The sequence below is a fragment of the Thermoanaerobacterium sp. R66 genome (assembly GCF_028895185.1).
In the GTDB taxonomy this organism is placed as follows: Bacteria; Bacillota; Thermoanaerobacteria; order Thermoanaerobacterales; family Thermoanaerobacteraceae; genus Thermoanaerobacterium.
The window spans coordinates 1,311,302-1,332,028 of the sequence record NZ_JAEUWW010000001.1 but is presented as its reverse complement, the minus strand read 5'-3'; the positions used below and the strand labels follow the sequence as shown (position 1 = coordinate 1,332,028).

The following is a 20,727-nucleotide window of genomic DNA, read 5'->3' as shown; positions in this document are numbered from 1 at the left end:
TTAGCATATGTAATAAAATAAATATGTGATTTGTTTTTGTGGGAGCTGATAAATTGAAGGAGATATTTTTTGGGCCTTTTTGCAACAATATTAGAGATATGCTTATTGAAAAGTCGATGGAAACTATAAGAAATGGGAAAAAGGTTTTATACATATTGCCTTCCCGTGAGGCTATGTTTGATGTAAGAGATAAGTTTATCAGATTAAATGGCGGCATCGTAGATGCGGATATATTTGTGTTTGAAGATATGGCGATGCTTTTGTGCAACGATTTTATAAAAAATCACACAGTAATATCGACTTATGAGATGAAAGAAATCTTGAGAAGCATTTTGCGAAAGTCTTACTACAATGGCTACTATCGAAATGTAAAAGATAAGGCAGGATTCTTAGAATCTGTCTTAAGCTTTATAAAGACAGCAAAGAGAAACATGATAGATCCTAATGATATCAAAAAAATCGCCAATGTTTTAGAAAGAAATGTGTTAAGAGAAAAGTTGAATAATTTAGCGGAAATTTACATTAATTATGAGGATTACAAGAATAAAAATGGATTGATTGATGTAGATGACATTTCAGTTAACGCCATACAATATGTCAATATTTCAAATTATTTTAGTAAGATAGGAATTGTCATTGTAGACGGCTTTATAAATTTAGACGGTGTAAATATGCAATTATTGAGGAAGATGGCTTTAAATAGCGATTATGATATTTACGTGAATATTCCATTTAAAAATGAGTACAATGAAATCTTTATAAAAAACGGCATCGTGAAAGACTTATTGGAGATTGGATTTAGGCTAAATGAAATGATGGAAGAAAGTATAGATGGCAGCAATGCAGAGAAAGTTTCTAAATATTTGTATTCAGGGAAAGAGATTATTAAAAGCATAGACGGCACTCTTATGATCCTGAATAGTCCTTCCATAGAACATGAAGTAAGAGAAGCTGCAAGGATAATAAAGAAGAAGATAGTATTTGAAAAAGTAAAACCTGAAAATATTGCTGTGTTTGTAAGGAATATCGATGACTACAGAGAAAACATAATTGACATTTTTGACGAGATGGGCATTCCTTTAAGGTTTAATGATGGCAAGAAATTAATATCAATGATGATTTCAGGTGATATTTACAGTTTGATCACATATAAGATAAATCATGATTTTAAAAGCTTTGACAGCATAATGAAATCAAAGTATCTGATGCCTAATGAAATAATTGATGTATACAATAAAGCATCAAAGCTGATAGATGTATCTCATAGCAATTATGAAGAAGAAATTTTATCTGCATTGAACGATGGGGAGTTTGAAAAATTAAAAAAATACATTTATATGCTTGTAGATTTCAAGGAAAAGCAGTATAAAGATATAAGTGAATTTTTGGAAAGTATTTTAAATATCATTGAGATGCTTAAAATCGATTCAAACATTATGTCGTTGTACGAATCAGGCATTATAGACGGAAGGAATTTTGTATACAGTTTGAAAGCATTAGAAGCGATGAAACAAATTTTAAAAAATGTTGTGGAACTAAAAAAGCGGTATGGAGGAACTTCTTCTGATGACATTGAGGCTATTCAAGAGGACTTATTAGACATGATGGCAAACTGCGATATAATGATCAAAAATCTTGACATTGAAGGTGTGAAAGTGGTAAATCCGGATTTGGCAAGAGGACAGAGATACAATACAGTGTTTATCCTTGGTGCAAATGAGGGGGATTTTCCAAGTACATCTTCTATCAATCCGATTTTTGATTCACAAGATGAAGCTTATTTGAAAAATAGCCATCTTTATGTATTTAGCCGAAACTTCGAAATAGAAAGGGAGAAAATAAGGTTTAATTCTTGCATAGCTTCTTCTTTAGGTGATGTTTATATATCTTACAGAACGACAGATGAAGAAGGCAATAAAATGATTAAATCACCATTTGTATATGAAGTTGAAAGTCTTTTTGATGAAATATCATTGGGAAAAGTAGTTGCTCCTATTGTTTACATGAAAGACAGATTTGCTTATGAAGTTAGCAATTTATCCAGCGAAGATGAAATAATGTATTTTTTGGCAAATTCGAAATGCGATGATGTTGACTTGAACATTTTGTCATATAGGACAAATCTTGCAAAAACGTACCAAGATATTAGTTATTTATCATCATTAGAGAGAAAAAGAGTGACATGCAATGAGATGAATGAATACACAGGCAAAATACGCAAAGAAGAAAATTTAAAGATACTTGATGGGGTTCACTTAAGCGCATCAAGTTTAAACAGTTATGTTGCTTGTCCTTTTAGGTTTTTTGTTGAGACGCTTTTGGACATCAAAGTTTCAGATGAGTCAATTGAATTCAAGAAAAACATGGGCTCTACATACCATGAGATTTTGATGAAATACTACAGCGAAAATAAGGATCTTTACGATGTAAATGAAGAAAAACTTAAAGATGTGATTGATAAAACTTGTGAGAAATTAGATGGCATTAAGAATGATATTATACTTGAGAAGTTTAAAAAAGAGATGTATGACACTTTATTTAAGCTTATAGCAGATGATATATCAAATAGGCTTAATTATTATAGGAAGACTGGCGCTGAGCTTATTCCATCAATGTTTGAAAAGAAATTTGAGATAGACAGTCATTACGGTGGTTACAGTTTCTACGGCAAGATAGATAGAATCGATTTAGAGCGAAGCATAGATGGCAATTTGACGGGGAAATACCTTATATACGATTATAAGTTAGGGGCAGTAGGAGGGCTGAGGCAGTGCATAGATGGTTTGGATTTTCAATTGCCTACGTATTACATGGCTGCAGAAGAAATTCTAATAAATGAGCTTGGCATAAAAAATCCATCCTGTTTAGGATTGTTGTACTACAGCGTAGAAAATGTCAAAAGAAATGGGATTATGCTTGATGAATACAAGAAATACATTTTTAAAGGGAATGCAGGTCCTAAAGATGTATTAAGCGAAAGTAGCTTTGATGTAATAATGGATTGGATCGAAAAAAAGGGAATTGAAAATGTAGGCAGAATGATGACAGGTTCTTTTAATCTGCCTGAAGGATGCCTATACGATGATTCTAATATTAGATGTCCTTATGCATCAATATGCAGGTATGATAAACGTGAAAGCAAAAGAGGTGAAAATGGTGCGTAGCGTGTTGATTGAAGAAGATCTAAGCCAAGAGCAATTAAAAGCTCTTGATATAAGTAAAAATGTAGTACTAAGGGCTGGCGCAGGTTCTGGCAAGACGAGGGTATTGACTAAAAGGTACATAAAGCTTTTAAGTGATGTGGCTGGTATCAAGATTGACGATATTGTCGCAATAACATTTACTCGAAAAGCTGCTGCTGAAATGAAAGAAAGGATAAGAAAAGAGATAGAATTGCTGTGTAAATTAGATAAGGACAGCAAAAAGTGGACTGTATTTAGAGATTCACTGATATTTGCCAACATCGATACAATTCACGGTTTTTGCGAGAAAATGATAAGAGATAATTTTGCTGAAGCCTCAGTCGATCCTAAGTTTTCTATTATGGATGAAGGGGAGGTTAGCACAGCAGTTAAAAAGATAGCAGGAATTGCGATTGATGAAGTGATAAACGATAAAAACAACAAATATATGTTAGAGACTGCATTAAAGAAATATCCTTCAAAGATATTTACGGGAAAAATGTTTCAATCTGAGGTAATAAGCTTATATTTCCGCATGAAAGAAGCCGGACTATCAGTTGAAGACATAAAATTATCTTTCGACAGCGACGAATCAACAAAAGCCATGGAAAATTTGGCGCTTATAATCTTAGAGAAAATAGAGGAAAATTATAAGGCATTCAAATCAAGCAAGAATTTGCTTGACTTTAACGACTTAGAGATGATTGCTTTAAGACTTCTTTCTAACGATATCATAAGAAATGATTATTTTGAAAGATACAGATACATTCTCGTAGATGAATTTCAAGACACCAATCACCTTCAAAAAGAGATTATTTTAAAGCTTACTGAGAAAGATGGAAAGATTCCAAATGGCAAATTGTTTATTGTAGGAGATATAAAACAGTCAATATACGGTTTTAGAGGGACGGATTTTAGGATATTTGATGAGTTTTGCAGAAAAATAGAAGTAGATGGAAAAGTGCTTAATCTAAGCAATTGCTACAGAAGCACAAAAAACATCATATCAACAGTCAATGGTGTCTTTAAAAATTTGATTGATCCATACGAAGAATTGAAGTATCAAAGCTTTGCCGACGAAGGCCCTAAAGTAGAACTCATTACTTACAAAAAAGATGATATAGTTAATGAAAAGAATGAAAGATATAAAAAGATAAAACAACTTTTGAAAGACGATGACAATAAAGAAAAGCTTAATGAGTTGCTGATGGAAGACGGAGCTTTGGTTAATTCAAGAAAGGATTTTCAGGGCAAGATTATAGCAGGTAGGATTTTAAAGCTTGTAGGCGAAGGATTTGAATATAAGGATATTGCCGTACTTTTAAGAAGCAGGTCAAGTCTTAAAAGCATTGAAGGCGCACTTGCGGATTGCGGCATACCGTATTGCATCATAGGTGGGATTGGATTTTGGGATAAGAGGGAGATAATTGACATCATTTCGGTTTACAAATTGGCTTTTGACACATCGGATGAAATTGCGCTTCTTACAGCTTTAAGATCGCCTATTTTTGGATTTAGCGATGATGATTTATTTGCTTTCATGAATATGTACAATGGCGAATCCGCAGATGATTTATTTGAAACATTAAAAAGATTTTCTTCAATGTTTGGTGACGATAAATGGGTCATAAAAAGAGCCTGCAACATTTTGGATAAGATTTCGAAAATGAATGGTATATACAGTCCGTATGAGATATTTAAGATGATTTTAAAAATCACAGAGTATAAAAAACTTTTGATTTCTTTGCCAAATGGATATCAAAAATTCAGAAATGTGGAGAAATTGGAGAGTATAATCAAAAGCTTTGAAGAAAAAGGCATACTCGATCCTAAAGATCTGATTGAGTATTTAGATGCTTTGAAAGAGTCATCAGGGCTTGATTCTGAAGCTTTTTTGGATACTGAAGAAAGCAATGCCGTTAAGATTATGACTATTCATTCATCAAAAGGCCTGGAGTTTGATGCTGTAATAATACCTGACATGGATAAAGCTACTGATGGCATATCGGTGAGGAAGGCTCCTTTATTTGTGTTAGACGAAGAAGGCTATATTTTTGGCATAGGTGTCAACGATGATGGAGATTTGGATAAATCGGCAAACAGCTTATATAAAGAGGAATATGACAAGTATCTTGAAAAGGAAAATATGGAAAGCAGGAGGCTTTTTTATGTAGCTTCTACAAGGGCAAAGAAGTTTTTAGCGTTTATAGGGCAAATGAAAGACAATATAGATGACATTGATGAAGACAGCAAACTAAACTCATTTATGAAACAGTTGCTGTTTGCTATTAAAGATGGTTGTTCTAACATAGACTACATTGATGGCAGTTGTTTACAATCATATGCAGAAAACAAGCCTGATTATACAAAAGAATTGGATAAAAATGTAAATAAAATGAAATTATTTGGTGAATTGATAGACAAAATACCTCTTAACGTTAAAGGCAACGTTTCTGTAACTGCATATATTGATTATCTGACGTGTCCTGTGCTTTACTATTATAAATGTATTGCGTCGCTTGATGATGGATATGTGGAATCAGATGAAAACAGCGATGATATTTACTCAGAAAATGATGGAAAAATAAGTGCTTTAGAGAGAGGGACGTTTATTCATAAGATACTTGAAACTTTAGATGATGATGACTATATTGATGTAAGTAGTGTAAATGATGAAAGCATCAAAAGGTATATTGACAATTACTACATGCTGAAAGATGAACATAGAAAGAAGATAAATGGCAGACTACTAAAAAGATTAAAGGAGTATAAATTTAGGGTGCCCATAAACGACAACATAAATTTAAACGGAGTAATCGACAGAATCGACATATACGAAAATGATGGAAATATTGAAGCGTACATTTTTGACTATAAGACAAATAAAATAGATAGCGATGATGATTTGGAGAAAATGGCAAGACATTATACACCACAGATTCATCTTTATTCGTATGTTTTACGGCGCTTAAAAACAATCAGTGGTTTTTCACCAATTTTGAAAGGTGCTTTTTTGTACTTTTTAGATGTAGGCAAGTACGTTGAAGTTGACATTTCTGATCTTTATGTCATGGAGACATTAGGGAAAATCTGTGAAGTTGTGCCGTTCTTATTAGGTGCTAAAGGGATTGAAGAATATGTCAAGCGAAAAAGTGAATATTGCAGTATGTGTTTATACAACAAAATTTGCAAATAGTATTGGATTTTCGTCTGTAATATGTAATAATATGGTTAAGTATTATTTAATGGGGGGTGGGCACATGACAGACCCAAGGTTAAAAAGGCTTGCAAATCTGTTGGTGAATTACTCTACAAAAGTCAAAAGAGGAGATTTTGTATTGGTTCAAGCAGGTGATATCGCTATACCGTGGATAAGCGAAGTAGTTAGGGAGGCAGTTAAGGCAGGGGCTCATGTTGAGACATTGGTTGACATTCCTGATGTATCAGAGATTATTTTAAAAAATGCCACAGATGAACAGCTTCTCATGGAAAAGTACATACAAAGGATAGCTCTTGAAAAAGCAGATGTATGGCTTACTGCTTGGGCTAACAAAAACACAAAAGCAAATTCAAATGTAGATCCATTAAAGCTGCAGCTAGCAGCCAAAGGTGCATCGTCATGGAGAAAGGTTTACTCAGAAAGGATGGGCAATGGTTCTTTAAGGTGGTGTGGAACACAGTATCCCACTCAGGCAGATGCTCAGGAAGCTGAAATGAGCCTAAGTGAATACGAGGACTTTGTCTATGGCGCAGGTTTATTAGACAGCGATGACCCTATATCATTGTGGCAAAAGATACGCATGGAGCAAGATATATGGGTTGATTATCTGAATAAAAAGTCAGAACTGCACATAGTATCAGATGGGACTGACATATACGTCAATACATCAGGCAGGAAGTGGATAAACTGCAGTGGCACAGAGAACTTTCCTGATGGAGAGATTTTTACATCACCTGTGGAAAATAAAATAAATGGACACATCACGTTTAGCTTCCCAGGAATATACATGGGTAAAAGCATAGAAGGTATATACCTGGAAGTGGAGAATGGACTTGTCGTAAAAGCCACGGCAGAAAAAGGCGAAGATTTATTGCACGCTTTGATGGACACAGATGACGGTGCTAAGCGTTTTGGAGAAGTAGCCATAGGCACCAATTACGGCATACAAAAATTTACGAGAAATATGCTTTTTGATGAAAAAATAGGAGGCACGGTACATATGGCATTGGGTGATTCCATGCCTGAAGCGGGTGGTAAAAATCGTTCTGCCATTCATTGGGATATGCTTTGTGACATGAGGCAAGGCGGAGAAATATATGCAGACGGTGAACTTTTCTATAAAGATGGCCATTTTATTAAAAGTGTTTTGTAAGCTGAAAAAAGGCGTTGGCATGTAGCCACGCCTTTTTAATATTATACTGTAGGTTCTTGCTTATCGAGTACAAATACACCTGGTACTAAAAGCAGTATTATGACAATTATCAAAACTATCCATACCCAGTAATAATCGTCTTTTGGCTTCTTCTTGCAGTCAGTTCCAGACATTACAATACCCCCTTTTTATATAGATGGGAATAGATACAATAACATATTATGATAAAAAAATATTTTTGTTACGGTATAAAATATTCATTGTTTCTACAAATAATGATATAATGATTATGTCAAATGTTAAAATTTTTTGTCGTTTTTTCGATATAATGTATGGAACTTAGATATGTAAGGAGGTCAATAATGCTAAATCGATGCTTCTGTGGGGGAGATGTAAAGATAGAGATGGCAGAATATGAGTTGATTAAGGGGAAAAAGATGGTAGTTTATAAAAATGTTCCAACTTACGTTTGTCAAAAATGCGGTGCTAAATATTACGACACAGAAGTATTGGATAAATTACTGAAAAAAGAAGAGAGAAAGTCTCTTTTTGGGTTGATTAAAGCGTGATTTTTAAGGTGTAAGGGAATGAAAGTAGTCGTTAATAAAGAAGATGCTTATTTGACGTTGAAGGAGTTTTTGCTAAATAAAGGCTTTTCTCCGACTCTAATAAGAAAGTACAAAAATCGCGGCAAGATGCTTGTAAATGGAGAAATTTCGATAGTTAATAGGCTTGTCTTTGAAGGGGACGTTGTGGAGCTTTTGTTGGATGACGAAAACACATCAGTAAGGCCTGAAAAAATGGATTTACATATATGCTATGAGGATGAAGACATTTTAGTTGTTAATAAAGATGCTGGCATTGTTGTCCACCCTACAGCCGGGCATCCTGATGGCACACTGGCAAATGGTGTTGCCTGGTATTATGAAAAAAATAACATTAAGGCGCCAATAAGGCCTGTCAATAGGCTTGACAGAGATACATCCGGCTTAATCATTTTTGCCAAAAATCCTTTTATGCAAAATTATCTGCAAATAGTATCTCCTATGAAAAAATTGTACATTGCAATAGTCGAAGGAGATATGGATGGCAGAGGAACGATAGATTTGCCTATAAAAAGAAAACCAGGCAGCACAATTGAGCGAATGGTAGACGATGAAGGAGATACGGCAGTGACACATTTTCGTTTACTAAAGAGAGGAGAAAGGTTAAGCCTTGTAAAGTTAGAATTAAAGACAGGCAGGACGCATCAGATAAGAGTTCACTTAAGCCATATAGGGCATCCCATAATTGGTGATACGCTATATGGTTCGGATACATCTTATATAAAAAGACAGGCACTCCACGCTTATAGACTCACATTTAAGCAGCCTTTTATTGGAAAGTGCATCTCTCTCTATTCGCCAATTCCAGATGACATGAAGGCTGTTTTAAAGAATGCCTTCTAAGTCAAAATCAGGAATGAAGTTTTCTGATGCACTTTCATCATCCTGTACAAATCCGTTTTCCAAACCTATTTCGAAGAAGTATTCTATCGCTTCTTCATATTCTTTTTTGCTTATCCTTCTATTTAGCTCTTTGTATTTATTGGCGTTGTAAAATGGTGTATATTGTCCCATAAGGCTTACATACGCTTCGTTAGACAGATTATCCTTTATCCACTTCAGTATCATTTTTGTCTCATCTAATTTCCCTGGCAATATCAAATGGCGTATAATTATTCCCCTTTTCATTATGCCGTCACTGTCAAAGACAGGGTCACCTACTTGACGATACATTTCTAAAATCGCCTTTGTGGCGTACTCAAAATAATGTGGTGCATTAGAGTATTTTACAGCAACTTCATCGCTGTAATATTTTAGGTCAGGCAAGTATATATCTATGAGCCCTTCTAAAGATTTTAGAGATTCTACACTCTCGTAAGCATTTGAGTTGTAAACGATAGGTATGCTAAGCCCATTATTTCTCGCTATGATTATAGCTTCTTTTATTTTTGGTACAAATATTGTAGGTGTCACGAGATTGATATTGTGAGCACCTGCTTTTTCTAAATTCATAAAAATATCTGCAAGCTTTTCTGGTGAAACACTTACACCAAAATTTTCTTGGCTGATTTTGTAGTTTTGGCAAAATACACATCTTAAATTGCATCCTGTGAAAAATACTGTTCCAGACCCTCTGCTGCCGCTTATGCAAGGCTCTTCCCATTCATGAAGATATGCTTTTGCCACATGTATTTCACTTGACATGCCGCAAAAGCCTACTTTTGTACTGCGATCAACATTACAATTTCTCGGACATATATTGCATACTTCTGATATCATTTAAAACACCTCATAAGTATTTTAACATATTTAGTGTATAAACAAAGTATGAAAAATTCCTCTAGAATTTATAATTAAAATATAACTTTTTGCCAACAAAATGAATTGACGAAGTGTCTATAGAGTGTGTTAGTTTAGATTGAGGAGGGAAAAAATTGCATGACGAAAAACAAAAAAATGACGATGAATTTATAAAAATATATATGAAGTACAAAACACCTGTGTATTTTTATCTTTTATCTATCCTGAAAGATGCTGGACTTTCAGAAGACATCATGCAAGAAACATTCATAAGAGTGAGAACAAACATCTATAAATATGGCTCTATTAATAATTTACGAACATGGATAATGAAAATTGCTCGGAATCTTGCTTTAAATTGTTTGCGGGATAGAAAGTTTGAATTATTAAATTATGAAAAAATAAATGCTAATGTTGAAGAAGCTGTAAATGTTGATGAGTTTGTGACGGATTCTATAATGATAAATGATGTGCTGAATTATCTCAGTAATGATGAGAGAGAAATATTTTCGCTACATGTTTTTGGATGTTATACGCATAAAGAAATCAGTGAGATTTTGAATATTCCACAAGGTACTGTACGGTGGAAATATTCCATAATCAAGAAAAAACTTCGTAAATTATTAAAAAATATTAGGAGATGATATTATGAAGTTGCATTACTTTTATAAGGAGTGTCGCAAGTATGCTAATGAGCATACGCCAGATGTATTAGAAAAGGTATTGAAGGCACCTTTAAACGAAAATACAGAAAATACAAGCGTAGAGCATCAAAAAAGGTCAGTATGGAATTATTTATTGACATCATTCATAGCAGCAGCTATTTTAATGTCTTTGTCAATAATATTTATTAATATACATTTTTGGGGATTGAATAAGGAAAATGGGATTGCTCCTAAGGTTACTTTAAGTCCATCATATAATATTGTTTATGCAATGCAAAAAGCTTATGACAATGTCAAAACTATTGTAATTGAGGGCAAAGAAATATCAACAAACATGAAGACAAATGTGGTTTTATCTAATAATTCCTGGAAAGAAATATATGCTGGTCCATTAAACTATAGATATGAAACACATGATTTTATAAGAATTGTAAATGGTGACAAGTCATGGAATTATTACAAAGACTTAAATCGCATTGAAATAATTCCTTCAGATCCAACTGGCTCACCTTTCTTAGCCCTTAAATCAAAAATAGATGATATAGCAAAAAATGATAGTTATAAACTGGTAGGCAGCGAAAAAATAGGTGGAATTGATACCAATGTAATTGAAGTAACATCAGGTAATTCTAAGGATGATAGCTGGATAGACACTTATTGGATAGATAAAGAGACAAATTTCATTTTAAAACAAGAAACTGTCCATAACAACATTAAAACTGTAATAATGTATAAGACAGACTTTACTTCTGGCGTTGACAAGGAAAGTTTAAAACCTAATTTTCCTTCAAACGTTCCTGTAATTGATAGACTAAGTGATTTTGATATTTTTCGTTCAATTAGTGATGCTCAGAAAGCTGTAAATTTTGATATAATTGTACCAGATAAGATTCCTAAAGGTTTTAAGCTATTTGAGGTACGGAAATATAAAAATGAAAATGCTATTGAGCTTGACTACTACAACGAGGATTTTACAAAATTTATATTTATACAAGAATATCATAAAGATAAGACAACTGTAAATATTATGTCAAATTTAAATGACGACGTATTAAAACAATTGAAGGATGATTTGAATAAATAGGCAAATATATTTTATTGACATAAATTAGATAATAAATGATATTTAAAATAAGCATATGAGTGAGAGAAAATATATTCTCACTCATACGCTTATTTTTATGACACTCATATTTAAGATTGAAAAACCTGATCTAACGGTTTTTCACCCCATACTGCAACTGGACCAGCATTGTATCTTTTTACAAGGTGATCTGAACTTATATTTCCGAAAATTCCGTCTACAGTTATATTGTCCCAAGCTTGAAAAGACATTAAAGCATTTTTAGTTTCTGGTCCAAATATGCCATCTGCTTTGCAGTGACAGCTTGAAATTAAATAGTATCTGCCGACGGCATTTAATGCATATTGTAATCTGTACACATCTTGTCCCGTATTGCCCCCAGTTAATGTACGCGTAAAGGGATATGTCATTATTTTCACCTCGCTTTTATTATTTTTTGAAAGGAATTCATCGGCCGATTTACCCTTCTATATAGAAAAGAGTATTTTATTTTTAAAATACAACCTTTTTTAAAGGTATTTTTAAATTTAATTTTTTCTTAATCATTTTTAATGTTTATGTAATATTTTACAGTTCAATTAGATGTATAATAATGTTAAAAGTATCAGGGGGATGTGAATATGAAAAGATTTTTAGCTTACCTTTTAATTTTAGCTTTATTTTTAACTGGATGTGGAATTGGTGGAAAACAGAATACTACAATTAGCCAAAATACAATGTCTAAGAGCTTTTCAAAATCAAATGAATCTGATATTATGTGGAAATGGTCTTTTAAAGACAATCATAAAACATTAGAGAATCTACAGATTTTCAAGTCAACAGATAGAGGTAATTCATGGACTGAAATAAATTTACCTATAAACGTTTTTCCAAAAGATGCATATAATGACGTCTATGTAGAAAATGTTGTCCCATATTTTTTAGACTCTAATGATGGTTGGATTTCATGGATAAATAATAGCGATACTACATTGTATGTGATTAAGACAACAGACGGAGGCAAAACGTGGAACAAACTAAGTTATAAACTGCCACAGCAATTGTCACAAAGCATCTCGAAAATCCAATTTGTAACGCAAAGTACAGGATGGCTTCTGGCTGTATCTGATGCGGCAGCGGAACAGCAAATTAAATATTTACTCAAAACAAATGATGGAGGTAAGACATGGCAAAAAGTAAATGTTACTTCATCAGATTCTTATTCAGGTTTACCAATTGTAGGAACATCAATTGATATGAAATTTTATGGTACAGATAATGGATGGATAGGTGTATCAAATCCGGTATCAGCGGATGTGATCCTGTATAGAACAGTTGATGGTGGCAATACGTGGAGTAAAGTTTCAGTTCCTACACCACAAGGCTATGAAAAGTATTGTATCTTGTCGGCTACAGTACCTGTATTTAAAGACGATAAAAATGGGACATTAGATGTCGATTTTTATAGAACAGACAATGGTAAATCTGAAAATCACACTGTGACTTATGTGACAAATGACGGTGGGAACACTTGGTCAGCAAATGTATACGCGTATGATGAAAATAAACATATATTTGTAAAATTAAACACAAAAAGTGAGATTAAAAAATTTGATTTAACAAATTATGTAATAATGAAAGATTACAAAATTACAAGTGTTGCTGATGTAAAATCTGTATCTCTGTCTTATGGCAACAAATTCATATATGTTAATTTCAATTTGCCTGAAGATACTGACAGTATAATAATTAATGCTAATGATGGAAAGTTTATAAAATTTGGTGATAGATATGGAGGCGCGACTAATGGGGTTTGGTCTCCTAACCATGATGAATTAGCTTTTACATCCGGCACAATAGGTAAAGGTGGAGTATATTTGTACGATGCTGAAAATAATGTTTATAAAAATTTTCATGTTCCTTATATTAATGTTGCGAAAATTTTTTGGAATAACGATGGTGATTGCATTGCTTTTATAGGCGAAAAGAATAGTGATTTTGAACTGTGCACTATTGATTTAAAAGATGGCAAATATTCAGTTGTCAATAAATTAAATTCCGAAGATATAAAATCATTTAGCGAGAAATCTGTTATATGGAAGTAAAGACAGGTTGCCACATAATATTGTTAAAGATTTTGGGGAGGTGTGCACATGAAAAGATTTTTTATCGCTTTGCTGGTTTTAACAATATTCTTAAGTGGGTGTGGAAGTATTAATAATACAAATATTCACTCAAAAGATAACTCTTTAAACAATAAAGCAAAAGCAGAAATTAACTCAACTTCAAAAATTAATTCGAAAGAAGCAGATTTGCAAAAGTCTAAAATAGATAATAGTAATATTTATGATGTTTTAAAAACAATTAAACCTCAAATACAGAAAGTTACGAATGTGCCAGTTATATTGCCAACCTATGTGCCAACAATTGAAACACTTAATTTTCTTGGCTCTTCTGTTAGAAATAATAAATACTATGCCATTAAATATGAAGCTAATAAAGATTATTATTTTATCGCTATAGATACTATAAATGCGATTATTCCTATTAACGATGAACGTTTAACTTATGTTCCGGTCGGTTTAGACCCTCTCACATTTTTTTTGCTTTCGGCTGGTGAAAACAAATTTAAAGATGAGATTAAATATCCAATAATTAAACCTAATAAATCATTTAAAAAGGTAGTAATTGACGGTGTAGAATTTTTAACAGGCGAAAATTTTCCTGGACAGTTAGCATATACAAAATATAATAATTGGGATATTTATATACGGGGTTATGATAATAATGATATGATAAAAGAAGTTAAAAGTTATTTGTCATATTTTCGATTATTTAAAAGTGATATAAAAGAAGGAGAAATTTTTATTGAAAATAACTCTTTCCAATACATAAAATGGACATCAAAAATAGGTTACAATTATTGGTTATATCCACATGCCAGTAATATGGACGTGATCAAAATGTTTAATAGTTTATTTTAATGAAAATATTCAATAGATCTTACTTATTTTTCAGATCTATTGAATATTTTTTTAATTAGATCCTAAATCCGCCGTAATTGCCAGGTGAACGGTCTTTATCTACTTCTACATTACATAATTTAACAGGATTTGACTTCGTACTGATTTCGTATTGATAAATATTATATCCTGGATAAATATTTCCATTGCTCCATGAAGATGTTTGCCAAACATAAGAAACTCCCCACTTACCTTTTATATAGTTAACAACTGCATAACCTCCATACACACCAATATACCATTTGCTTCCGCCATTCATTTTTGCATATTGTTGCATCGCATCACCTACACCATGGAAATAATTATTTATGTTGGGTAAATCATTGCTTGCATCGTAATCAACAGCAAAATATATAGCACTATTGTATGGCTGCCCTACTTCTCCTGCTCTGGAAACTGCATCAAGGCAATCATTATAGCCTTGGTTATAAGTAAAATAGCTTGCATATGTCGGATTCGTTTCATAAACAGTTACTATATCAATCCCGTTACTAGATATTGTTTTTGCTTCACTTTGTGTCAAATTTTTTGTATTATTGCTAGTAGCATAATATCTGCATATAAATTTTATTCCATTTTGTGCAAAGCAACTAACAGTGTTAGCTGGAACTGCATACATATAATCTACACCTTCTACACTCATCATTTTCACCTCACTTTCGTTAGTTTTTTAAGAAGGATTTTATCGGCCGATTTACCCTTCTATATTATGAAAGAGTGCTTTATATTGAATTTAACAACCAATTCTCAATGATTTTTTTCTAAAAACTTTCTCATTTTCTCTAAAGCTTTCTTTTTTGTCTTGCTTACCGCTTGTTGTGATATATTTAATTTGGCTGCTATATCTATTTCTTTTTTTTCATATATGATTGTCTCCAGTATTATCATTTTTTGTAGTGGTGTAAGCTTATTCAAAACCTCTTGTACAAAGATTTTGTTCTCTACATTTTCATATTCAAAATTATCAACTATAATTTCTTTATCATCAAGAATAAGAAATTCATTTTCTTTTATTTTTACATTCTTTTTTGAGAGTCTTATATATTCATTTTTCATGCCTTCAGCTATATAAGCTATAATTTTATTATCATCAAAATTTATCATTCTTCTCACCTTTTTTATACTTTTTAACAGTTTTTACAAGCCATAAAATTATGTCTTCTTCTGCACCGTCATAGCCCAATTTTCTTTTATATTTATTTATCAATGGCTTAAATCTCTGAATTAGCTCCCACAGTGCATCTTTATCCCCTGTATTTATATCGTTAATCAACTCTTTTAGACTTCTTCTCATTTTCACTATTAATAGTATGATAAGTACCTATGGCCGATGATGCAGCCAATATAGAATTTAAAAATACAGGGGAATATCCTTAAAAGAAAATTTACCAGTTACAGCCGATGTAAATGTAATGATGGAGAATGAGATAATAAGGACAAGCAGCTGTGTTGGAATTTTCTTTATTAATTTTAACTTTTTTATGAGTTGGGCTATGAGGATTGTTGCTGCAACATTACCTGCCAACGTGCTAAGAGATGTATAATTGAAAAACTCTTGCAACTTCAACACCTCCATAAAAGGAAAAGTTTTAAAATTATCTATTTTCCTTTTATCTATTAAAGAGTACCTATTTATAAAAAATACAACCCATTAATTGTAGTTTTTAAGAAAAACAATTATATAAATAAGAAAGTAAAAACAGGGCATAACAATTTATTTGCCCTGTTCCCCATCGAAATCTATTATTTTGTGCATATTATAGCATAATTTTAAATTAATGTAATTTATTTTAATAATTTTTAATAATTTGTAATATTTGCGTAATAAATAATGAAACGATTAGTTGTATAATATTATTAAAAGTTTTAAGTTGGAGGAAGATTACATGAAAAGATTTTTTATCGCTTTGTTGGTTTTAACAATATTCTTAAGTGGGTGTGGAAGTAAAACAAGTAATGTTATAAAGAATAATAATGCTAAGCAAACATATAATTTTCAGTATATTAAAATGACGACACAACACAACGGTTGGGCTTTAGGGGGAAATAAAATTTATATTACTAGCGATAAAGGTAAGACATGGATTAATGTATCACCTGCCAATAAAAATAACATTTTTTCATGGTACTTTTTAAACGAAAATTATTCTTGGGTGCTATATTCAGATGGAACTTTATATGAGACTAGAAATAAAGGTAAAAGTTGGGTTGGTTCGAAAGTTCCTTTTACAATGGGTAAATTATTTTTTCTTCAAACGAAGGAAGAATTGAGTGGTTGGATGTTAAAAGAATATGGACCGGCATCTGGAGATAGTCCTGTTGATGTGTATAAATTAATAGGTAGCAAATGGACACTTATTAGCAAAGGGAAAATGCCAAACAATTCATTAATAGATGATAATTCAATTTCATTTGAAGGAGAAAAGACATCTTTCATTTTTTTGCCTGATGCTAAGACTGGTATTATCACAGCAGAATATCGTATACCGGGAAAACATGGATTGTACTTAAGCAGTAATAGTGGTTATACATGGAATAAAAAAGATATACCATTACTTTCAAAATTCAAAGATGATAGCATTTTATTTTATTCTCCTAAATTTTTTGATTATGAGAAAAAAACTATTGTAATTTTACCAGTTTGTATTTACGATATTAAGCATAACGATTACCGAATAATTTTTATGGACAGTAGTGATGATGGTTCAACATGGAAAGAAGTATCGTCATTTTCAATAAAAGAAAAACCGATTGAGATAAATTTAGTAGATAAAAATAATTGGAATGTTTTAATAAACAATGTATTGTTTATCACAAATGACAACGGTAAAACGTGGAATAAAGTTAATATCCCTAAGAATACAGTACAAATACAATTTATAGATTCTAAAAATGGGTGGGCTTTAGTTAAATCACAATTGGGTACAAACCTACAATACAGTAATAATGGTGGACTTTCATGGGAAAATCTTTTTTAAAAGAAGAAGAGAAGGCGATAAATTTATTATAAAGCCTTCTCTTTTTCGTTATATTCTATTATAATTTCCATCCTCCAGCTGCATCATTTGATATGTCTAGATCTACATTTATTGAACAAAGTGTTTGATTTGAAGCTGTCTGCCTTAAATGATATCCGGACCATGGATTTGTATTTCTGCCACCACTCCAACCTGGCGCATATGCTTGGAAAAAGTAAGTTGCAATTCCTTGATCTTTGCACCATGTTAGTACATCATAACTTCCATAAACACCAATTTTATAATGTACAACTTGTTCGCCAGCCTTTTGGCGTTCGTAAATATACTGAAGGTATCCATCATTAATTCCTTTAAAATAATCCAAAATACTTTGCTTTTGGGTCGTAGTAGCATCAAAATCAACTGCAAAGTATATAGGAGTATCAGCGCTTTGCTCTAAATCAGCGGCATAATTGAATGCATTATCTCCATCTAATTTTCCCTGATTGTACGTAAAATAACTAGGACTATTGGCAGGACCATCTTCCCATATAGATACGATATATAACCCTGCCGAAGAGATTTTTTGTACTTCAGTTGCTGTTAAAGCTTTCCACGTATTTGTAACAGCAAAGTATCGTCCTATAAAGGTTTTACCCTGATTTTTTAAACATGTTAAAGCGTTAGACACATTTGTTGCTGTATGAATTCCATTACCCATTTTTTTACCTCACTTTCGTTAGTTTTTTAAGAAGGATTTTATCGGCCGATTTACCCTTCTATATTATAAAAGAGTGTTTTATTTTTAAAATACAACCTTTTTTAAAGGTATTTTTAAATTTAATTTTTTCTTAATTATTTTTAATGTTTATGTAATATTTTACAGTTCAATTAGATGTATAATAATGTTAAAAGTATCAGGGGGATGTGAATATGAAAAGATTTTTAGCTTACCTTTTAATTTTAGCTTTATTTTTAACTGGATGTGGAAGTGATACTATTAAAAGTAATAATATGAGTTCAAATTATAAAGATTTAAAACCTATAGAATATTATACTATATATAGCAATTTTCTAACTTATACAGATATGTCTGAATTTCCAAAAGAAGGAATATATGTGTTTAAAAATGATAAAGAATGGGATAAATTTAAAAAAGAGCATTTTGAGGATGTTGCATTTTTGAGTAATAATCAATTTCCGAATATTTCTCTCGATACTACAGACAAAAATCTTATTTGTGTTGTAATATATCCACCGAAACCCACATATGTTCCACAATTTTATATTAAAAATATTGAAGTTAATAATAAATATTTATATATTTACACTGATACAACCGGTGTGGTAAAACAGACTTCAGGTATAGATGAAAATACCATTTATGTCATATTGGTTACCATAAAAAAAGGAATAATCAAAAATAATATTATTTATCAATTGGAATAAATTACAAGATCGAATGTTTTAATAAACAATGTATTGTTTATCACAAATGACAGCGATAAAACGTAAAATATAATTAACATCCATAAGAATTTACTACAAATACATTTGTAAATAAAAATGAGTGTGCTTTGGTTAAATCAAATTAATTAGATTGGACTTATATTTATTCTATTGACACAAGCCCAGTGATCAAAATGTTTAATAGTTTATTTTAAAGAAATATTCAATTTATTGTATAATATTGTCAAAAGTTGTGAGGAGGGGTTATATGTGAAAAAGATTTTTGTAAGCTTGTTGATTTTAACTCTATTTTTAAATGGATGCGGAAACAAAATGAGTGAAGGTGACCGTAGTAAATTGCAAAAGGCTCAAATTTCAAATACTGTAAAAAATAATAGCGATAGTATAGTTGCTACACAGATTAACCAACATATTCCACAGCTTATTACATACAATGGTAATCACGTATCAGCTTGGGTGAATCAATTCTTATTTGTTGAAAATGGTGATTTAAAAGAAAGTCACGATGGTGATAAAAGTTATATAAAGCTTAGCTATGCAAAGGATAATGTCGTAAAGACTATAGATTTAACCCAATACGCGTTGAAGTACGATTTGTTTAATGGCATTGATTATATAACTGCTTCTCCGTCAGGAAGATATATTGTTTTAGAGTTTTCTCAAGACGTTCCAATTAGTGTCATTGTTGACACTGACACAAATAAAAGCAGTATATTATGGTATGATGAATCAAAAAAAGAAAGCATGATGAGAATTTCATTTAACCCCAATAATGAAGATGAGTTTGCTTTTTTGCCGTCAGCAGAAGTAAATGGTCCGAACGGAAGTCATTTTTTAAAACTTTATGAAATGAAAACTCATAAGATAAATACGGTAGGCGAAATCTCAGAGAAAGATATGACGATGCAAAATTCACTGATACAATGGGGAAAAAACACAATCAGTGTTATTTCACTGGATAAAAACAAAGTATTTAATTTCACATATTAATCAGGTTTAAAAATAAGATAAAGAGGGGTCCTTGTATGAAGGTAAAAAATGTAATGATATTTGCAATAGGAATAATAGTTGGTATACTGCTATCTCAAATGTTAACAAGACATACAAGCATTTATGACAGCAATAGCAGTGGGATATCTGAAAATGTTCAAAGTGTCGATATGGAAAATCCAATATCACAAAAAGAAATTTTAAAACAATTGAAAACAAACCCAACTTTTGATGTGTCACAAATACCAGTTGTAGGCTCAGATATCTATGGGCATGTTTGGCAGGATTTAGGTACAAAATCAAATTCATTTACTTCTTGGAAAGTGCCTAAAGCATGGCAAAAATATATTTATTCTGAAAGCGACAAAACCGATCCTGTATCCATAAGCAATGGAGCCAACGATAAATTTTTGTATATAACATTGCAAGGCGTTGTCTTTCTATATTTACCTCCTGACGGAAGGTATTGGTGCCCTGTACCGATGTTTGGGGATATACCGCCAGGTTCTGTAATAATTGCACAGCATGTCCCTTTAAAGACCGCTGTTGAAGCTGGTGTAATTCCTGTATATCATGGTCAAGCATTTACTAAAAGCTATCCTTTGCCAAAGGAGTGGCAGGATGCGCTAAGGTAGTTAATGAGTGATAGAAATAAACAA

20 protein-coding genes are annotated in these 20,727 nt (G+C 31.9%); 13 read left to right on the top strand and 7 right to left on the bottom strand.

Translation table 11 applies throughout. From position 1 onward, the window contains the following. Window positions 1-38 precede the first annotated feature (38 nt). The 3 genes from JJQ93_RS06800 (at window position 39) to JJQ93_RS06790 (ending at window position 7,555) form a co-directional block, all read left to right on the top strand. Window positions 39-3,164 (top strand): PD-(D/E)XK nuclease family protein, encoded by a 3,126-nt coding sequence (locus JJQ93_RS06800; RefSeq protein WP_274893194.1) that lies wholly within the window; start codon window positions 39-41, stop codon window positions 3,162-3,164. Beyond that, on the top strand, window positions 3,082-6,378 hold the full coding sequence (locus JJQ93_RS06795; RefSeq protein WP_274893193.1) for a UvrD-helicase domain-containing protein: 3,297 nt from the start codon (window positions 3,082-3,084) through the stop codon (window positions 6,376-6,378). The genes JJQ93_RS06800 and JJQ93_RS06795 overlap by 83 nt, the downstream gene beginning before the upstream one ends. 64 nt (window positions 6,379-6,442) lie before the next feature. Beyond that, window positions 6,443-7,555: an aminopeptidase gene (locus JJQ93_RS06790; RefSeq protein WP_274893192.1), complete on the top strand. Its 1,113-nt coding sequence runs from the start codon at window positions 6,443-6,445 to the stop codon at window positions 7,553-7,555. A gap of 41 nt (window positions 7,556-7,596) precedes the next feature. Here the strand turns inward: JJQ93_RS06790 and JJQ93_RS06785 are convergent, their stop codons facing one another. Continuing rightward, window positions 7,597-7,728 carry a hypothetical protein gene (locus JJQ93_RS06785; RefSeq protein WP_274893191.1) on the bottom strand — a complete coding sequence of 44 codons (132 nt, stop codon included), beginning with the start codon at window positions 7,726-7,728 and terminating at the stop codon, window positions 7,597-7,599. Window positions 7,729-7,917: 189 nt separating this feature from the next. Here JJQ93_RS06785 and JJQ93_RS06780 point away from each other — a divergent pair, with 189 nt between their 5' ends. Together JJQ93_RS06780 and JJQ93_RS06775 are read left to right on the top strand one after the other, a co-directional pair. Continuing rightward, entirely contained in the window at window positions 7,918-8,124 is a 207-nt protein-coding gene (locus JJQ93_RS06780; RefSeq protein ID WP_274893190.1) for a YgiT-type zinc finger protein, read from the top strand. Window positions 8,125-8,142: 18 nt separating this feature from the next. Next, complete coding sequence (locus tag JJQ93_RS06775; RefSeq protein WP_085111590.1) at window positions 8,143-9,003, top strand: RluA family pseudouridine synthase; 861 nt, start codon at window positions 8,143-8,145, stop codon at window positions 9,001-9,003. On the opposite strand, the gene JJQ93_RS06770 is transcribed toward JJQ93_RS06775, so the two are convergent. Further along, window positions 8,986-9,879, bottom strand: coding sequence for a radical SAM protein (locus JJQ93_RS06770; RefSeq protein ID WP_274893189.1), 894 nt, complete (start codon window positions 9,877-9,879; stop codon window positions 8,986-8,988). The two genes, JJQ93_RS06775 and JJQ93_RS06770, sit on opposite strands and share 18 nt — an antisense overlap. Before the next feature lie 155 nt (window positions 9,880-10,034). Here JJQ93_RS06770 and JJQ93_RS06765 point away from each other — a divergent pair, with 155 nt between their 5' ends. Both JJQ93_RS06765 and JJQ93_RS06760 read left to right on the top strand, forming a co-directional pair. Beyond that, window positions 10,035-10,544: an RNA polymerase sigma factor gene (locus JJQ93_RS06765; protein ID WP_274893188.1), complete on the top strand. Its 510-nt coding sequence runs from the start codon at window positions 10,035-10,037 to the stop codon at window positions 10,542-10,544. 4 nt (window positions 10,545-10,548) lie between these two features. Then, on the top strand, window positions 10,549-11,649 hold the full coding sequence (locus tag JJQ93_RS06760) for a LolA family protein (protein ID WP_274893187.1): 1,101 nt from the start codon (window positions 10,549-10,551) through the stop codon (window positions 11,647-11,649). Window positions 11,650-11,759: 110 nt separating this feature from the next. Here JJQ93_RS06760 and JJQ93_RS06755 read toward each other — a convergent pair whose 3' ends face one another. Then, window positions 11,760-12,059 (bottom strand): peptidoglycan-binding domain-containing protein, encoded by a 300-nt coding sequence (locus JJQ93_RS06755; protein WP_274893186.1) that lies wholly within the window; start codon window positions 12,057-12,059, stop codon window positions 11,760-11,762. Between the two features lie 210 nt (window positions 12,060-12,269). Between JJQ93_RS06755 and JJQ93_RS06750 the strand changes: the two genes are divergently transcribed. Together JJQ93_RS06750 and JJQ93_RS06745 are read left to right on the top strand one after the other, a co-directional pair. After that, window positions 12,270-13,733, top strand: coding sequence for a YCF48-related protein (locus JJQ93_RS06750; protein WP_274893185.1), 1,464 nt, complete (start codon window positions 12,270-12,272; stop codon window positions 13,731-13,733). Between the two features lie 48 nt (window positions 13,734-13,781). After that, a complete protein-coding gene (locus JJQ93_RS06745; RefSeq protein WP_085111588.1) occupies window positions 13,782-14,612 on the top strand; it encodes a hypothetical protein in 831 nt (276 codons plus the stop codon). A gap of 55 nt (window positions 14,613-14,667) precedes the next feature. Here JJQ93_RS06745 and JJQ93_RS06740 read toward each other — a convergent pair whose 3' ends face one another. The 3 genes from JJQ93_RS06740 to JJQ93_RS06730 all read right to left on the bottom strand — a co-directional run bounded on the left by JJQ93_RS06740 (window position 14,668) and on the right by JJQ93_RS06730 (window position 15,945). Further along, on the bottom strand, window positions 14,668-15,294 hold the full coding sequence (locus JJQ93_RS06740; protein WP_168170168.1) for a DUF1906 domain-containing protein: 627 nt from the start codon (window positions 15,292-15,294) through the stop codon (window positions 14,668-14,670). 104 nt (window positions 15,295-15,398) lie between these two features. Then, on the bottom strand, window positions 15,399-15,755 hold the full coding sequence (locus JJQ93_RS06735) for a sigma-70 family RNA polymerase sigma factor (RefSeq protein ID WP_085111586.1): 357 nt from the start codon (window positions 15,753-15,755) through the stop codon (window positions 15,399-15,401). Beyond that, complete coding sequence (locus tag JJQ93_RS06730) at window positions 15,742-15,945, bottom strand: helix-turn-helix domain-containing protein (RefSeq protein WP_143588951.1); 204 nt, start codon at window positions 15,943-15,945, stop codon at window positions 15,742-15,744. The genes JJQ93_RS06735 and JJQ93_RS06730 overlap by 14 nt, the downstream gene beginning before the upstream one ends. Window positions 15,946-16,537: 592 nt before the next feature. On the opposite strand from JJQ93_RS06730, the gene JJQ93_RS06725 reads away from it, so the two are divergent. Then, complete coding sequence (locus tag JJQ93_RS06725) at window positions 16,538-17,629, top strand: VPS10 domain-containing protein (protein WP_274893181.1); 1,092 nt, start codon at window positions 16,538-16,540, stop codon at window positions 17,627-17,629. A gap of 58 nt (window positions 17,630-17,687) precedes the next feature. Here the strand turns inward: JJQ93_RS06725 and JJQ93_RS06720 are convergent, their stop codons facing one another. Beyond that, window positions 17,688-18,299 carry a DUF1906 domain-containing protein gene (locus JJQ93_RS06720; RefSeq protein WP_274893180.1) on the bottom strand — a complete coding sequence of 204 codons (612 nt, stop codon included), beginning with the start codon at window positions 18,297-18,299 and terminating at the stop codon, window positions 17,688-17,690. A gap of 242 nt (window positions 18,300-18,541) precedes the next feature. Here JJQ93_RS06720 and JJQ93_RS06715 point away from each other — a divergent pair, with 242 nt between their 5' ends. The 3 genes from JJQ93_RS06715 (at window position 18,542) to JJQ93_RS06705 (ending at window position 20,703) form a co-directional block, all read left to right on the top strand. Next, window positions 18,542-19,057, top strand: a complete 516-nt coding sequence (locus JJQ93_RS06715) for a hypothetical protein (RefSeq protein WP_274893179.1) — start codon at window positions 18,542-18,544, stop codon at window positions 19,055-19,057. Window positions 19,058-19,327: 270 nt separating this feature from the next. Further along, window positions 19,328-20,068, top strand: a complete 741-nt coding sequence (locus JJQ93_RS06710) for a hypothetical protein (RefSeq protein ID WP_274893178.1) — start codon at window positions 19,328-19,330, stop codon at window positions 20,066-20,068. Between the two features lie 35 nt (window positions 20,069-20,103). After that, the gene (locus JJQ93_RS06705; protein ID WP_085111579.1) at window positions 20,104-20,703 is read left to right on the top strand and encodes a hypothetical protein; all 600 of its coding nucleotides are present in this window, start codon (window positions 20,104-20,106) and stop codon (window positions 20,701-20,703) included. Window positions 20,704-20,727: the final 24 nt, after the last annotated feature.

Excerpts from the sequence above, each read along its gene's own strand:
- JJQ93_RS06795 (WP_274893193.1), top strand. The coding sequence starts at position 3,082 with ATGATTCTAATATTAGATGTCCTTATGCATCAATATGCAGGTATGATA.
- JJQ93_RS06790 (WP_274893192.1), top strand. The coding sequence starts at position 6,443 with ATGACAGACCCAAGGTTAAAAAGGCTTGCAAATCTGTTGGTGAATTAC.
- JJQ93_RS06785 (WP_274893191.1), bottom strand. The coding sequence starts at position 7,728 with ATGTCTGGAACTGACTGCAAGAAGAAGCCAAAAGACGATTATTACTGG.
- JJQ93_RS06780 (WP_274893190.1), top strand. The coding sequence starts at position 7,918 with ATGCTAAATCGATGCTTCTGTGGGGGAGATGTAAAGATAGAGATGGCA.
- JJQ93_RS06775 (WP_085111590.1), top strand. The coding sequence starts at position 8,143 with ATGAAAGTAGTCGTTAATAAAGAAGATGCTTATTTGACGTTGAAGGAG.
- JJQ93_RS06770 (WP_274893189.1), bottom strand. The coding sequence starts at position 9,879 with ATGATATCAGAAGTATGCAATATATGTCCGAGAAATTGTAATGTTGAT.
- JJQ93_RS06760 (WP_274893187.1), top strand. The coding sequence starts at position 10,549 with ATGAAGTTGCATTACTTTTATAAGGAGTGTCGCAAGTATGCTAATGAG.
- JJQ93_RS06755 (WP_274893186.1), bottom strand. The coding sequence starts at position 12,059 with ATGACATATCCCTTTACGCGTACATTAACTGGGGGCAATACGGGACAA.
- JJQ93_RS06750 (WP_274893185.1), top strand. The coding sequence starts at position 12,270 with ATGAAAAGATTTTTAGCTTACCTTTTAATTTTAGCTTTATTTTTAACT.
- JJQ93_RS06745 (WP_085111588.1), top strand. The coding sequence starts at position 13,782 with ATGAAAAGATTTTTTATCGCTTTGCTGGTTTTAACAATATTCTTAAGT.
- JJQ93_RS06740 (WP_168170168.1), bottom strand. The coding sequence starts at position 15,294 with ATGAGTGTAGAAGGTGTAGATTATATGTATGCAGTTCCAGCTAACACT.
- JJQ93_RS06735 (WP_085111586.1), bottom strand. The coding sequence starts at position 15,755 with ATGATAAATTTTGATGATAATAAAATTATAGCTTATATAGCTGAAGGC.
- JJQ93_RS06730 (WP_143588951.1), bottom strand. The coding sequence starts at position 15,945 with ATGAGAAGAAGTCTAAAAGAGTTGATTAACGATATAAATACAGGGGAT.
- JJQ93_RS06725 (WP_274893181.1), top strand. The coding sequence starts at position 16,538 with ATGAAAAGATTTTTTATCGCTTTGTTGGTTTTAACAATATTCTTAAGT.
- JJQ93_RS06715 (WP_274893179.1), top strand. The coding sequence starts at position 18,542 with ATGAAAAGATTTTTAGCTTACCTTTTAATTTTAGCTTTATTTTTAACT.
- JJQ93_RS06705 (WP_085111579.1), top strand. The coding sequence starts at position 20,104 with ATGAAGGTAAAAAATGTAATGATATTTGCAATAGGAATAATAGTTGGT.